The following is a 14,975-nucleotide window of genomic DNA, read 5'->3' as shown; positions in this document are numbered from 1 at the left end:
GTCTAGTTTGGAAAATCGTCAAGCGAATCATTGAACTCTTATTTTACGATGCGTATTAAGTGTGCCTTAAAATGCGAGCTATCTATCTCATTGGAGGCTGATTTCTACGCCTACCTATCTCCACCCCCTCAACTACGCCTCGGGCTGGTCAGTCTAAATGTTGTGCGCTTGATTGCACTTTGTAGGGTTTTTTACGTCCAGTAGTGTGAATTGTGTTCAATGAAAAGGTTATTTCATCAATTTCAAAAACTTTAGTAACATTTTTCACATTTTGTTCGGTAGGACCTTTTTTAGGATAGAGACAGGTCAAGTCTTTGATGTAAGACGCCTCTTTTCCCTCTATAACAAAAGGTTTAGAAAGTGGACAATAAAAAACTAAACATGACAGTGGTTGCTAAAACCCTAATACCTCTGCTCTCAGCAGCTGTATTAGCAGGTTGTAACTCGAGTAGTGATTCTGGTACGGATGCTGGCGGAAACACGGGTAATATTGAAGGTCTATATCAGGCGGGTGAAAACGAAGTTGTAATCTACTACAAACGTGATGTAGCTGCGCAATCTGGCGGGACATATGATGGCTGGGGCTTGCACCTTTGGAATGGCGAAGGGTGTGAAAGTACGGATTTAGAAGCGATGAGCATTGGATCTGGCGGCACATCATGGGATAGCCCATACGCTCACTCTGGTATCAGTGATACTTATGGTGCTTATTACGTACTCAAAGTTAATCCAAATGCGTCAGATCCTCATGAATGTATGAACTTCATTCTGCATAAAGGTGACGAGAAAGCGTTTGGTGGCAACAACCTTAAAGTTGAACTTCGCAACCTAGATGAAAACAAAGGTATCTTCGGCTTCCATGGCAGCAGCAAACTTTACTACGCACCTATTGAAGAGCGCCCGGTAGTGATTGATGGTCGTTCTGCACACTGGATTGATGCAGATACTATTGCTTGGGAATCAGCAGGTTCTGCGAGCAAAGTGGCACTTTACCACAGCAAGACGGGTGGCATCGAACTTGATGAAGACAAAAACATCTCAGGTGGTGAAAAGCTTGAGCTATCCATCGGTGGCGATCTAAATGATTCGCAAAAAGAGCGTTTCAGACACCTAGCAAGCCTAAAAGCGGTAACGAACAACTTTACCGCGGCTGAGGTTCACGATCTTCTGAAAGGACAAGTTGTTCTTGTAGCGTACAACGCTAACGACGAAATCATCTCTGCAACTGAAGTTCAATCAGCGGGTGTACTAGACTCTGTTTACGCTTCAGAAGAGGCGGGTGACGCAATGTCTGAAGAGCTAGGTGCTATCGTTGAAGGTAGCTCGGCAACCTTCAAACTTTGGGCACCAACGGCCCAGTCTGTATCTCTTGAAATCTATGATGACGCAAAAGGTCTAGAAGAAACGATTACTATGAATGAAAACACTGACAATGGTGTTTGGTCTAGTGATCCAGTTTCTGGTGCGGTTGGTAAGTTCTACCGCTATAAAGTGACGGTTTATCATCCAACGACGGGTAAGGTCGAAGAGCGTCTAGTGACTGACCCGTATTCTTTGAGTGTATCTGCAAACTCTCTCTATTCTCATGTTGTTGATCTTGATGATCCTGATCTAGCTCCTCAAAACTGGGGCGCTGCCTTTACTAGTCCAACAACGAAAGATATTGACCATGTACTTTACGAGTCACATATTCGTGACTTCAGCTTTAGCGACACTAACGGTACTACTGCAAACAACGGCAAATACCTTGCGTTTACTGAGTCAGAGCGTGAATCAGTGAAACACTTACAAGCGTTAAAAGACGCAGGTATGACAACTCTGCACGTGCTGCCAGCATTTGATATTGCGACTGTCGATGAAGTAAACCGCGTAGATATCACAGATACAGTAGGTGACCTATGTGAGGCTAAGTCAGACGCCGCTATTTGTGCGACGGGCAATATGGGTGACACTATCGAATCCGTGCTTGAAGGCTTTGATAGCTCAACTGGCGATGCTCAGGCGTTGATGAATGACCTTCGTATGCTTGATAGCTTCAACTGGGGTTATGACCCGTTCCACTACACAGTGCCTGAAGGTAGCTATGCAAGTGATGCTGACGGTTCTGCGCGTATCAAAGAATTCCGTGAAATGGTTCAAGCGACTCATGACATGGGACTCAAGTTCGTTATGGACGTGGTGTACAACCACACTAATGCATCGGGCGTGAATGATAAGTCAGTACTGGATAAGATTGTCCCAGGATACTACCACCGTCTAAACATCAACACGGGTGACGTAGAAATGTCTACATGCTGTGATAACACAGCAACTGAAAACCTAATGATGGGTAAACTTATGGTCGACTCACTAAAAGTGTGGGCTAACGATTATAACGTTGACGGTTTCCGCTTTGACCTGATGGGCCACCAACCTAAAGACCTAATGGTAGAAGCACTAGCAGAAGTTAAGAAGATTGATCCTGATACTATCTTCTACGGCGAAGGTTGGGACTTCGGTGAAGTTGCGAACCACGCTCGTTTCGAGCAAGCAACACAGATCGCGATGGCAGGTACAGGCATCGGTACCTTCTCAGATCGTCTACGTGACGCTGTTCGTGGCGGTAGTCCGTTCGACGGTGGTGAAGACACAGATGGTCGTCGTTCACTTAAGTACAACCAAGGTTTTGGTAACGCTGCTTATATGAACGATGAGGTTGAAGACTCTGCTGCAACAACTAAAGCAATGCTTCATAACCAAGACCTGGTTCGTCTAGGTATGGCGGGTAACCTCGCGACTTACGTACTGCTTGACTCAGAAGGTGAGACTAAGCTAGGTAAAAACGTAGATTACAATGGAGCACCTGCTGGTTACACAGAGCAACCTTCAGAGAACATCTCTTATGTTTCTAAGCACGATAACCAAACGCTTTGGGATAACAATGCCTATAAGATTGCGTCAGGTACATCGTCTGCAGAGCGTGCGCGCATGCAAACAGTCTCTCTGTCTACTGTGATGATGGGTCAAGGTATTCCGTTCATCCACATGGGCTCTGAGCTACTTCGTTCTAAGTCAATGCAACGTGACTCTTACGATTCTGGTGACTGGTATAACCGCGTTCGTTTCGACGGTACAGACAACAACTGGAACGTTGGTCTACCTCGTGAAGACAAAGACGGTTCAAACTGGAACTTGATCAAGGAGATCATCGCAGATTCGACGGCTAAGCCAGATGCAGACGATATCGAGCTGTCTAAACAGCAGTTCATGGAGCTACTTACGATCCGTAACGACAGCGAGCTGTTCCGCCTTGCGACTGCAGCTGAAGTCAAGAACCGCGTAGACTTCCGTAACGTTGGCGCAGACCAAACTCAAGGTCTGATCGTGATGACGATTGATGATGGTACAAGCGCTGGTGCTGATTTAGATAGTAAGTACGATGCGATTGTTGTTGTGATTAACTCAACGGCTACAACTCAAGACTTCACTATCGAAGATACTGCAGGGTTTGTTCTGCACGATGTTCAGAAAGCTTCTGCTGATGATATCGTGAAGACGGCAGAGTTTGCGGATAGCACGTTCACTGTTCCAGCACTAACGACAGCAGTATTTGTTCTGCCACAAAACGGCGCACAAGGTGCTGGTCTACCGGTAGACATGTCGAACAAGGATGTATCAAACTTACCTCCTTATGGCGAAACTGATGTTTATGTTCGTGGTAGCTTGACAGGTGATAGCTGGCCTGCAATCGATGAGTTCAAAATGAGCTTCGTTGGCAACGGTATTTATACGCTAACCGTTGGATTGGATGCGGGCGATCATGAGTTCAAGTTTGCAGACGCAAACTGGTCTACAGCGAACATCGGATGTGACTGGGCTGACCAAGCAAGCGATTCTATCGACCTTGGTACAGAAGGTAACTGTAAGCTATCTGTTGAAACAGCAGGCAAGTACACGTTTACTGTTGATGCGTCTTACATGCAAAACGATACAGCAGACAAACCAGTTGTTTCAGTTGTTGCTGCACCAGATGCGCCAACATGGGGTGATACAGCACTGTATCTACGTGGTGATGTTACCGACTCAGGCTGGGCTGCGATTGATTCTGCTAAGTTCACTTACGTAGCTAGCGACGTATACGCACTTGAAGTAGCGTTAAGCGCGGGTAACTTCGACATGAAAGTGGCAGATTCTAGTTGGTCAGATGCAACTATCTTTGCACCGGATGCGGAAGGTGTTTCAGTTGAGTTCGGTACGCCACTAACACTTGGTGTTGGTCCAGCGACTAAGAACTTAGGCATTGCCATCCCGAGTGCAGGTGATTACCGCTTCGAGGTTAACTTTGCTGATAAGAGCGCTCCAGTGCTTACCGTTACACAGCTATAAGGTTTTTGTAACTTAAATAAAAAGGCAGCGAACATTCGCTGCCTTTTCTAATTGTGCCGGTATTTTATTAGATCTAGGCAACTGGCGTTAGTCGACTACTACCGCAGTACCACTCGCAGAGACCATCAACATACCATTCCCAGTACCCAGTACTTCATAATCTAAATCCACGCCAACAACCGCGTTCGCACCCATGTCGCTGGCTTTCTGCTCGAGCTCTTTTAAAGCAATCTCACGGGCTTTTTGTAGCTCACGTTCATACGTACCAGAGCGACCACCGACGATGTCGCGCAGTCCCGCAAACATATCTTTAAAGACGTTAGCGCCCAGTATTGCTTCGCCTGCAATCACGCCTTTGTAGTTAACAATTCTTTTTCCTTCAACGGTTTGTGTTGTTGTTACTATCATGCTTTGTTCCTTAATGAAGAGTTCCTTAATGAAGAAAGAGATGGTGTGTTATTCACCATAGCAGCTTGGTTGGATTAGAGAAAAGTATCAATTATGGAATCAAAGGGTGCATCACAGTGTCTTGTGAAGTGTTTTCTAGAGGTGGGGTTAGGGGACATGAGATATAGAGAAGGAGAGCAACGCTCTCCTTCTCAAAGATTATTTCTTAACTGGGGTGTAACCGTACTCTTCGATCAACATCTGCCCTTCGGCTGAAAGGACATATTTGATGAACTTGTCTGCATCGTCATCGATATCGTCTTTCTTGTGCAGCAACAAGAATGGGCGAGCCAGTTTGTATTTGCCTTCCGAGATATTTTTGGTTGAAGCGTCAATGCCTTCGAACTGAATCGCTTTAACTGAGCGGTCCACTGAGCCTTCAGAAATAAAACCAATCGCGTGTGGGTTGTGGTTCACTATGGTTTTTACCATGCTGTTGCTGTTAACGACCAAGTTGGTTGGGTTAATATCCGAAACGGTTCTGTCGTTAATAACGCGAGTTAGACCGAGTAGGTTTTCAAAACTAGCGCGCGTACCTGATGAGGCTTCACGAGTTACTACTGCGATCTTTTGATCTGGACCACCAAGTTGCTTCCAGTTGGAGATCTTACCTTTATAGATATTGAACAGCTGCTCACGAGTTACGTTTTGAACTGGGTTTGCAAGGTTAACGACAACCGCAAGACCGTCATAGGCGATTGGAAAGACTTCTAGAGACTCATTATTTTCTTGAACTGTGAGATAACGGCTGCTCATACCAATATCGGTCGCGCCTTTTTCCAAAAGAGTGATGCCTGCGGTTGAACCCACGCCTTGCACTGCAACGAATGTGTTTGAGTTTTGGTTGTTGTATTGTTCTGCTAAAACATCCATTACTCGCGCAACAGAGGTTGAACCTGAAACGTTCACTTCTTCCGCTTGAACATGGGTAATGCTGGTAATAGAGAGTAGGGTGGCTAGCGCGATGCGAAGCATAGGAAAACTCCAAATAAAGTAAGAATTTGCCACATCATATTTCGTTAGTGTGACACTTTTGTGAATTGGCAAAACTCGCTGTTGGGCTGGCTCCCAAAAACATTCTTTTGGACTATGCAACGCTAACAAACTGCCCAAAAAGCAGTTATATTAAATGTATCTAACTAGAGGTGTGGTGTATGACGCTTATTCAAATGTCACAGTGCCGTTTAGAGCGGTGTGCGGAGATTGTTTGCAGTAACCGTAATCGCAGTATGCCCGTTGAACTCGGAAAGTCTCTATTTGAAATGCTAGAGCAGGGCGTAGTATTTTCTAAAGCACACTATCTGCTTGATTCCACTTCTTCGAGTTACACCAGTGCAGTAGCCAAAGTCGAACTGGATCCAAATGATCAGAATTGGTTGGTGTTTGTTCCCGATGAAGAAGACGGCGAAACTTGGATACCTTATCCGTTTCTTGGCAAAAGCTCAGATCTCACCGCCGTTATGCGAGAAATCGAAAAAGACCCAAAAGCTTACTTCTGGTAAAGCGTTTGAGGGTTATGTATTAGAAGATACAAAAAATGGGAGCCTAGGCTCCCATTTTTGCGAATGGAGAATTACTTCTGTTCTTCGGTCTCAGTCGACGTTTCTATCTCAGCCGGTAACTCAGCAAATACCTCAACAGGTTTAGCAACTAGGCTACGCGTCTCTTGGTTCACATCTGAAAGTACGACTTTTAGTGTGTCACCTAAGCGATAAACTACTTCTTTATCGATAGACACGGTGCCTGTTTCGTTATTGCTTTCAATACGCTCTTTGTTGGCAACAATTAGCGGGTTAGGGATAAACACACCAGCGCCATTTTCTAGAAGGCGAGCACGCATGCCTGCACGGTTGATATCGAAGATCTCAGCAGTGAACTCAGTTCCAGCTTTTGGTTCATTTTCAAGTGTACGAGCGTACAGCCAATCACCGACTGTTCTTTCAGCGATCTTGTGGTGCTTACGGTGAATAGCAAGCTCTTCGCCTAGCGCATCATCTGGTTTTTGAATTGGCTCATTACCAAGGATCAGTGCTTTGAGAAGACGGTGGTTAACCATGTCGCCGTATTTACGAATCGGAGAGGTCCAAGTCGCGTAAACATCCAGTCCCATCGCGAAGTGCGCATCAGGCTGGTTGCTGATTTCACTGTAGGCTTGGTACTTACGAATACGGTTGTCTAGGTAGCTTGACTCAAGCGCCCCAAGGTCACGACGCAGCGCTGCAAAGCCTTCTAGTGTCGATAGAGATTCAGCGGTATACGTCGCTTCTTCCTTATCTTGGTTTACAAGTTCAACCACGTCTTTTAGTTTGTCAGCTTTAAAGCCTAGGTGAGTGTTGAAAACGCCGTAGCCGAATGCTTTGCTAATTGCGCGACCTGCACAGATATTAGCCGTGATCATCGACTCTTCAACTAGTCGGTTAGCTGTGCGGCGCATATCCGCGTGAATAGCAACGACGTCGTTGTCTTCACTTAATTCAAATCGATAGTCTGGGCGATCTGGGAATACAACTGCATGAGTTTCACGCCAATTGGCACGAGCTTTGGCAAACTCGCTCAGGTCAGCCACAACTTTGGCGATCTCTTCTGTCGGATGCCATTTTTCACAAGTACCGGTTTCAAGCCAATCCGACACATGGTCATACGCTAGACGAGCGTGAGATTTGATGTTGGCTGCAAAGAATTTGATGTCATCAGCAATAACGCCATCGGCATCAATGGTCACTTGGCAGCAGATTGCTGGGCGTACTTCATTCTCTATGAGAGAGCAAAGGTCATCAGCAAGGTCGCGAGGTAGCATCGGAATGTTTCGACCAGGTAGGTAGATAGTAAAGCCACGTTCGCGCGCTACTTTATCCATATTATCTTCTGGAGTGATGTATGCAGTTGGGTCAGCGATAGCAATCGTAAGTTCGAACTGGCCATCTTCTCTCTTTTTCGCATACAGTGCATCGTCCATATCTTTGGTGGATTCACCATCGATAGTGACGAAAGGCATGTCAGTTAGGTCAACGCGCTCTAGTGCAGCGTCATCTTTAATTTCCCAAGTATCAAGACCTTCTGGCTCAGTGTTTGGCAAATCGTTTTGCGCCAGGGTTACCCACCAAGGAGCAATCTTGTCGTCGGCGTCAGTGATCTTCTCAGTAATCTCGACAAAGAAGCCATTGTCACCTTTTAGAGGGTGTCGAATTAGCTGAGCAACAACCCAGTCACCTTCTTTTAGCTCGTCTGACTTAAGACCTTTGATGGTCTTAGCTTTTAACGTCAGCTTCTTTAGCTGTGGGTGATCGGGTGTAACGTTCAGTTTGCCCTTAAATAACTTAACGCGACCAATAAAGCGGGTTACGCCTTGCTCTACAAGCTCTTGAGGTTCTGCTACTTCACGCTCTTTTTCCGTACGAATGATCGCGACAACTTTATCGCCATGCATACATTTCTTCATGTACGGAGGCGGAATAAAGAAACTGTTTTTAGCGTCCACTTCTAGGAAACCAAAACCTTTCTCAGTCGCTTTGATGGTCCCTTCTTTTTTAGGAAGGTTTTCTTGAATTTGCTGCTTAAGTTGAGCGAGTAACGGATTGTCTTGAAACATGTAGCGTTTATATACCTTTGCTTGAGAGAAGCGATTATTGCGGTGGATTCTACCATTGGAATGATATGGCGTCACACACAAGTTGAAGTAAATCGAGATAGGGCAGTCGCAGCAATCGTTAAGTTGCTAAGTCCCTAAAAGCATGAATGTTTGTTTTCTAACCGAGAAATGTGTCAGTTTGACTATGGTTTATACAGATTTTTGTCATTGAGGAGAAAATTGTGATGTATTTCAATTTTTTCTAGCTTTTTTTGTGCTTTTAGGGAATAATCCGCCTCCTTGTTTACGTCCCTAGCGGCTTGATGCGATTTGTTACTTATCCGCATCTGAATGGAATCAGCTCTTAATCGATTGTTTTTAGAGACAATCTGGATCAGTTTGGAATTGGTAGAGCTCGTGGGACCTAGTTATTAATCTAAGAATGGGATCCCAATGACAGATTCTACTATCCAGTTTAGCGATTTAGCGCTGAACGACGCAATCCTTTCTGCTCTTGACGGAATGGGTTTTGTTTCTCCAACGCCTATCCAAGCTGCAGCTATTCCTCACCTTCTAGAAGGTAAAGACGCGCTAGGTAAAGCACAAACTGGTACTGGTAAAACAGCTGCTTTCTCTCTTCCTCTACTTAACAAGCTAGACCTTGGTCAACGTAAGCCACAGGCTATCGTTCTTGCCCCAACTCGCGAACTAGCGATTCAGGTTGCTGCTGAAGTTAAGAACCTTGGTAAAAACGTTGCTGGTCTTAAAGTTCTAGAAATCTACGGTGGTGCATCTATCGTTGATCAAATGCGTGCACTTAAATCTGGTGCTCACATTGTTGTTGGTACTCCTGGCCGTGTTCAAGACCTTATCAACCGCGACCGTCTACACCTAGACGAAGTACACACGTTTGTTCTTGATGAAGCTGATGAAATGCTAAACATGGGCTTTGTTGACGACGTAACAGAGATCATGGAACACGCTCCAGAAACAGCACAACGCGTACTTTTCTCTGCAACTATGCCTCCAATGCTTAAGAAGATCGTTGACCGTTTCCTTCGTGAGCCAGAGTACATCGACGTTGCTGGTAAAAACCACACAGTTGACAAAGTAGAGCAGCAGTTCTGGGTTGTTAAAGGCGTTGAGAAAGACGAAGCAATGTCTCGTCTTCTTGAGACAGAAGAAACTGACGCGTCAATCGTATTTGTACGTACTCGTCAAGATACTGAGCGTCTTGCAGACTGGTTATCGGCACGCGGCTTCAAAGCAGCGGCGCTGCACGGAGACATTCCTCAGTCTCTACGTGAGCGTACTGTTGATCACATCAAGCAAGGTGTTATCGACATCCTAGTGGCGACTGACGTTGTTGCACGTGGTCTAGACGTTCCACGTATTACGCACGTATTCAACTACGACATCCCATTCGATGTTGAGTCTTACATCCACCGTATCGGCCGTACTGGTCGTGCTGGACGTAAAGGTAAAGCGATCCTTCTAGTTCGCACTAACCAAATCCGTATGCTTCGCACTATCGAGCGCGTAACTAAGTCTTCAATGGAAGAAATCCAACTTCCTCTACGTGACAAGGTTGCAGAAGCACGTCTAGTTAAACTTGGTGAAGAGCTAGCTCAAGAAACTGAGCACAAGTCACTAGACAAGTTTGCTGAGCTTGTTGAGAAGCTACAAGAAACTCTAGAGATTGACGCAGCAACACTTGCGGCAATCCTTCTTAAGCGCCAACAGGGTAAACGTCCACTGTTCTACATTGGCGAAGATCCAATGATCGCTGCTATCGAGCGTGACAAGCAGCGTCGCAAAGAGCGTCGTGAAAACCGTGATCGCGACGGTGGTCGTGACGGCGGTCGTAACTTCAACACTCAAGACTGGGATACCTACCAGCTTCAAGTGGGTCGCGAGCAGGGTGTTCAAGTTAAAGACATCGTTGGCGCACTAGCAAACGAGCTAGGCCTAACTAAAGGTTCTATCGGTGCTATCAAGCTAGATCGCGAATCAACTTACGTTCAGCTTCCAAAAGCAATGACTTCAGACGTTGCTGGTAAGCTACAGAAACTACGTATCCGCCAAAAAGAAGCCGGTGCAGTAGTGGTTGATTTCAACGACTTCCGTGAGCCTCGTGGTCGTCGTGACGGCGGTCGTCGCGATGGTGGCGGCTACCGTGGTAACCGCGACGGCAACCGTGATGGCGGTGGCTACCGTGGCAACCGTGACGGTAACCGTGAAGGCGGTCGTGGCCGTGGTCGTGATGGCGAGCGTCGTTTTGATCGTAACCGTGGTGGCGATCACCGTGGTAGCCACCGTGGCGAGCGTTCATTCTCACGCAACCGTCGTGATGAAGCTTAAAAATAGTTGAGCACTCAAAAATAGTTGAAAGCCGAGCGTAAGCTCGGCTTTTTTGTATGATGAATATGCAACCTGTCTGCGAAGCTACTATAATCAAGGGATGCAATCGATTAAATTCAAATCGTGAATTAAATAATATGTTGATCATCATCAATAAATATCATTTTGATACAATCGAATTCTTAAAAGAAAGTTGAAACATTCAAAAAATATTGAATAATACTACTAATGTTTGGAAGTCGACTTCCATCAATGCTCAATAACAGGATAAATCCCCCCATGTCTAATTCGTTTGTTCTCGTAATCAACTCTGGTAGCTCATCTTTGAAGTTTGCCGTGATTGATTCACAAAATGGTGAAGCAGTACTGTCTGGTCTTGGCGAGTGCTTTGGCCTCCCTGAGTCTCGTATGAGCTGGAAATTCAATGGTGAAAAAACTGAAATCGCTATCGAAGGCGATGACAGCCACCACAAAATTGCTATCAGCAAGCTAGTAGGTCTGACTGATGAACTAGGTCTGCAAGAGAACATCGTAGCTGTTGGTCACCGTATCGTTCACGGTGGTGAGAAATTCACTAAGACTGTACGCATTAACGAAGAAGTGACGGCGGAAATCGAAAAACTTGCGGATCTTGCTCCACTACATAACCCTGCAGGTGCTATCGGTATCCGAGCTGCGATGGAAGCGTTTCCTTCTCTTCCTCAGTTTGCTGTGTTCGACACGGCATTCCACCAAACTATGCCTGAGAAAGCATTCACTGGCGCAATCTCTAACGAGCTTTACAAAGAGTACGGTATCCGTCGTTATGGTTTCCACGGCACAAGCCACTACTTTGTAAGCCGTGAAGCGGCGAAAATGCTGAACAAACCGGTTGAAGAATCGAGCTTTATCTCTGTTCACCTAGGTAACGGCGCATCAGTATGTGCTATCAGCAACGGCGAAAGTGTTGATACGTCAATGGGCTTTACTCCGCTAGCTGGTCTTATGATGGGCACGCGCTCTGGTGACCTTGATCCAGGTATCATTGAGTTCTTGATGAAAAAAGGCTGGAGCCAAGAGAAAGTTTTCGAAACGCTTAACAAGAAATCTGGTTTCCTAGGTGTATCTGGTCTAACGTCAGACGCACGTGGCATCCTAGAAGCGATGGAAGAGGGCCACGAGGGCGCTAAACTAGCGTTCGAGGTATTTACATACCGCGTAGCTAAGTACATTGGTTCTTACATGATTCCACTGTCTAGCCTAGATGCAGTAATCTTCACTGGCGGTATCGGTGAGAACTCTCTAGACATCCGTCGTGAAATCCTAAGCAACCTAAAACTACTAGGTTTCGTTGAAGATGCGAAAGGCAACGAAGACGCGCGCTTCGGTAACGCAGGCATCATCGGTAAATCTGAACTGCTAGACGCGGTTGCTATGGTTATCCCAACTAACGAAGAATTCGTTATCGCTCAACAATCAGTTGAACTGCTTTAATCATTAGATACCCCAATATCTATTGACCCTCGACCCGGAGTGCCTGACTCCGGGTTTTTTTGTTTTAAGTCGCCACAAACCCTCAACCCAGTCAAAACAAAAGAACCTTATTCGCATAGCATTCTTTTTATTTGATTTGACTAATATTTATTCACCTATTTTACTTAGTTATAAAATAATCAAAAGGAGGAAGGAACCTCTGATGATCCGAGAAAGCGCGAACCATGCTGAGCGGTACACGATTAAAAGATTAGTTACGGCTAACATCTCTCCGATAATTGTCAGTGATTTGCAAGGAAAGTTACTTTACGTTGATAACTCGTACGCTAGTGTATTGGGTTACAAACAGAACGAGTTATTCTCTCCAAATGTCGTTATATCGCACCCTGATAGCCTCGGTTTAAACAAGCTTGCCAGAGATGCATTGGTTGATCAGATCATTGACGAGATATCTATCGATAAGGCCTATTTAAAGAGAAGTGGTGACATACTCAATGCTGAGCTCAAGATGAAGCTCTATTTCGATAAAGTGAATTTGCAAAAAGTACTTGTCTCACGGGTTAACTATGCGAGTGAGAAGCGCTGCTTAAATGATCTTTATACGCTGGCGTATTGTGATGCATTAACAGGACTGTACAACCGCAACTATCTAAGTATTGTTGAGCACATCTTTAGTCCTAGCTTCTATAGCTACATGCTCTATTTCGATATTAATAAATTCAAGCAGATAAATGATGAATTTGGCCACCAGTTTGGCGATCAGGTTCTGATTGATTTTTCGCGACATTTACGTTCAGCGACGAATGATCTAGGTACTCATATCCGTTTAGGGGGGGATGAGTTTATTACTCTGTTATCAGGTGTACGTGATCAAAAGCTCCTTACTGAAATGGTCAGAAATTTAGAGTCATTCAAAGTGGTTACACCGAGCAGTTGTTCAACTAAAGTAAGTGTGAGCGTTGGGGTTGTTCCTATCAACGAACAATCAAACTCCTTGAGTAAAACAATTGCCATCGCCGATACTGCGATGTACTGCAAAAAACGGCACCTTAGGCGCCAGAACTCGTAAAGTAAATTGTTGAAATTTCTATAAAGTCATGTTTAGTTTATCGTCATATCAATGAGTTAGTGGTCGATGGGGATAATCATGTCTAAAGTTATACTGATCGGTTACATAGAAGTACCGAGCGAAGAAATTAGCGTTGTAACTGAAGCTCTGAATGAGCATATTTTACTCACTCGCAAAGAGTCGGGTTGCATCGTTTTCAAAGTCACCCCACATGATGATATTTCTGGTCGATTCGATGTTTATGAAGAGTTTGTTGATACGGCCGCTTTCGAGTTTCATCAAGCTCGCGTTGCTAAATCAGATTGGGGAAAAGTTACCGTGAATGTTAAGCGCTTCTATGAGGTTGTTTATAGTTAAGTGTATTCAAGGGCTATAATCGTCGGTAGAAGGAGCAGGGAATATGTTATGGATTATCACCAAATACCTGCTTACAGCTGGCGTAGTAGTCTTGATCTCTGAAGTAGCGAAGCGAAGTGACAAGCTTGGTGCTTTGATCGCAGCGTTACCTGTGGTGACCATTCTTGCTTTAATCTGGATGTATGTAGAAGGGCAAAGTCAGCAAAAGCTAGCAAATCATGCTTACTATACCTTTTGGTATGTATTGCCGACGTTGCCAATGTTTCTTCTCTTTCCACTTCTGCTAAGTCGTTATTCTTTTTGGTGGTCCTTGGGTTTTGGGGCATTAGTGTCGATAGGCTGCTTCTTTGTCGTTGTCTATATCGCGAAAGGTATGGGTATCGAACTTATTTGATGGAATCGTCAAGATGGCGTTTGAGAGCGTGCTACCTTCGAATTTGGTGCTTTGCGCAAAGTCTCAGCGACATAGTGGGCTGTTCTAATTACTTCCTCTAAATTAACACCGGTATTGATACCCAAACCCTCACATAGATACAGAACATCTTCTGTCGCTACATTACCGCTCGCGCCAGGTGCATAAGGGCAGCCTCCTAGACCGGCCACACTGCTATCTATGGTGTTGATACCCATTTGTAGAGCCTGAAAAATGTTGGTGAGGGCTTGGCCGTAGGTATCATGGAAATGCACGGCAAGGTTGTGGACTGGCAATATATGGGACACCGACTCAATCATTCGAGCAATTCTTAAAGGTGTCCCCGTCCCAATCGTGTCACCCAACGATATTTGATAGCATCCGAGGTCATTCATTGCCTTTGCTATAGACGCTACTTGAGCGGGCTGGGTTGGACCTTCGTACGGGCAATCAGCAACGCATGAGAGGTACCCTCGAACTTTGATATTTTCAGAAGCCGCGAGAGCGATAACGGGTTCGAAGCGTTTTAGGCTCTCATTGATAGAGCAGTGAATATTGTTCTGAGTAAACGTCTCGGATGCAGAAGTAAACACGGCAACTTCGTCAGCGCCCGCCTGAATGGCATCTTCTAAACCTCTTAAGTTTGGGGTAAGGGCTGAATAGGTAATATTCGGCTTTCTGTTAATCGCCTCAAAGACTTCAGCGGAATCCGCCATTTGGGGAATACGTTTTGGAGAAACAAACGCGCCTGTTTCGATGTAACAGAGACCAGTTTGGGAGAGTTTATCAATTAAGGCGACTTTGACGTCGAGAGGCACCATTTTTTCATTCTGCAGCCCGTCTCTCGCGCCAACTTCAACTATGTTGACCTGTTTTGGTAGAAGCTTGTGCAAGCGTGTTGAATAGTCATCGTTTCTAATCAT

The 14,975-nt window shown here is 45.3% G+C and carries 11 protein-coding genes; 7 read left to right on the top strand and 4 right to left on the bottom strand.

Translation table 11 applies throughout. From position 1 onward, the window contains the following. The first annotated feature begins 360 nt into the window (after nucleotides 1–360). A complete protein-coding gene (gene pulA / locus J4N45_RS23615; protein WP_252014817.1) occupies nucleotides 361–4,365 on the top strand; it encodes a pullulanase-type alpha-1,6-glucosidase in 4,005 nt (1,334 codons plus the stop codon). Nucleotides 4,366–4,452: 87 nt separating this feature from the next. On the opposite strand, the gene J4N45_RS23610 is transcribed toward pulA, so the two are convergent. Together J4N45_RS23610 and J4N45_RS23605 are read right to left on the bottom strand one after the other, a co-directional pair. After that, entirely contained in the window at nucleotides 4,453–4,773 is a 321-nt protein-coding gene (locus J4N45_RS23610; RefSeq protein ID WP_252014816.1) for a heavy metal-binding domain-containing protein, read from the bottom strand. Between the two features lie 198 nt (nucleotides 4,774–4,971). Next, nucleotides 4,972–5,787 carry a phosphate ABC transporter substrate-binding protein gene (locus J4N45_RS23605; protein ID WP_252014815.1) on the bottom strand — a complete coding sequence of 272 codons (816 nt, stop codon included), beginning with the start codon at nucleotides 5,785–5,787 and terminating at the stop codon, nucleotides 4,972–4,974. Nucleotides 5,788–5,966: 179 nt separating this feature from the next. On the opposite strand from J4N45_RS23605, the gene J4N45_RS23600 reads away from it, so the two are divergent. Continuing rightward, nucleotides 5,967–6,314, top strand: a complete 348-nt coding sequence (locus J4N45_RS23600) for a DUF3024 domain-containing protein (protein ID WP_042470331.1) — start codon at nucleotides 5,967–5,969, stop codon at nucleotides 6,312–6,314. A 71-nt stretch (nucleotides 6,315–6,385) separates the two neighbouring features. Here the strand turns inward: J4N45_RS23600 and rnb are convergent, their stop codons facing one another. Further along, the gene (gene rnb, locus J4N45_RS23595; RefSeq protein WP_252014814.1) at nucleotides 6,386–8,401 is read right to left on the bottom strand and encodes an exoribonuclease II; all 2,016 of its coding nucleotides are present in this window, start codon (nucleotides 8,399–8,401) and stop codon (nucleotides 6,386–6,388) included. A 432-nt stretch (nucleotides 8,402–8,833) separates the two neighbouring features. Between rnb and J4N45_RS23590 the strand changes: the two genes are divergently transcribed. The 5 genes from J4N45_RS23590 to J4N45_RS23570 all read left to right on the top strand — a co-directional run bounded on the left by J4N45_RS23590 (nucleotide 8,834) and on the right by J4N45_RS23570 (nucleotide 14,034). Beyond that, the gene (locus J4N45_RS23590) at nucleotides 8,834–10,741 is read left to right on the top strand and encodes a DEAD/DEAH box helicase (protein WP_042470333.1); all 1,908 of its coding nucleotides are present in this window, start codon (nucleotides 8,834–8,836) and stop codon (nucleotides 10,739–10,741) included. A gap of 279 nt (nucleotides 10,742–11,020) precedes the next feature. After that, nucleotides 11,021–12,214 carry an acetate/propionate family kinase gene (locus J4N45_RS23585; RefSeq protein WP_252014813.1) on the top strand — a complete coding sequence of 398 codons (1,194 nt, stop codon included), beginning with the start codon at nucleotides 11,021–11,023 and terminating at the stop codon, nucleotides 12,212–12,214. Nucleotides 12,215–12,416: 202 nt separating this feature from the next. Then, complete coding sequence (locus J4N45_RS23580; protein WP_252014812.1) at nucleotides 12,417–13,283, top strand: diguanylate cyclase domain-containing protein; 867 nt, start codon at nucleotides 12,417–12,419, stop codon at nucleotides 13,281–13,283. A 78-nt stretch (nucleotides 13,284–13,361) separates the two neighbouring features. Then, a complete protein-coding gene (locus J4N45_RS23575) occupies nucleotides 13,362–13,640 on the top strand; it encodes a putative quinol monooxygenase (protein WP_252014811.1) in 279 nt (92 codons plus the stop codon). Between the two features lie 43 nt (nucleotides 13,641–13,683). After that, nucleotides 13,684–14,034 (top strand): DUF3147 family protein, encoded by a 351-nt coding sequence (locus J4N45_RS23570; RefSeq protein WP_252014810.1) that lies wholly within the window; start codon nucleotides 13,684–13,686, stop codon nucleotides 14,032–14,034. An 8-nt stretch (nucleotides 14,035–14,042) separates the two neighbouring features. Here J4N45_RS23570 and J4N45_RS23565 read toward each other — a convergent pair whose 3' ends face one another. Next, on the bottom strand, nucleotides 14,043–14,975 hold the full coding sequence (locus J4N45_RS23565) for a hydroxymethylglutaryl-CoA lyase (protein WP_252014809.1): 933 nt from the start codon (nucleotides 14,973–14,975) through the stop codon (nucleotides 14,043–14,045).

It is taken from the genome of Vibrio sp. SCSIO 43140 (assembly GCF_023716585.1).
Classification (GTDB): Bacteria; Pseudomonadota; Gammaproteobacteria; order Enterobacterales; family Vibrionaceae; genus Vibrio; species Vibrio maritimus_B.
This window is presented reverse-complemented; position numbering and strand designations above follow the sequence as displayed.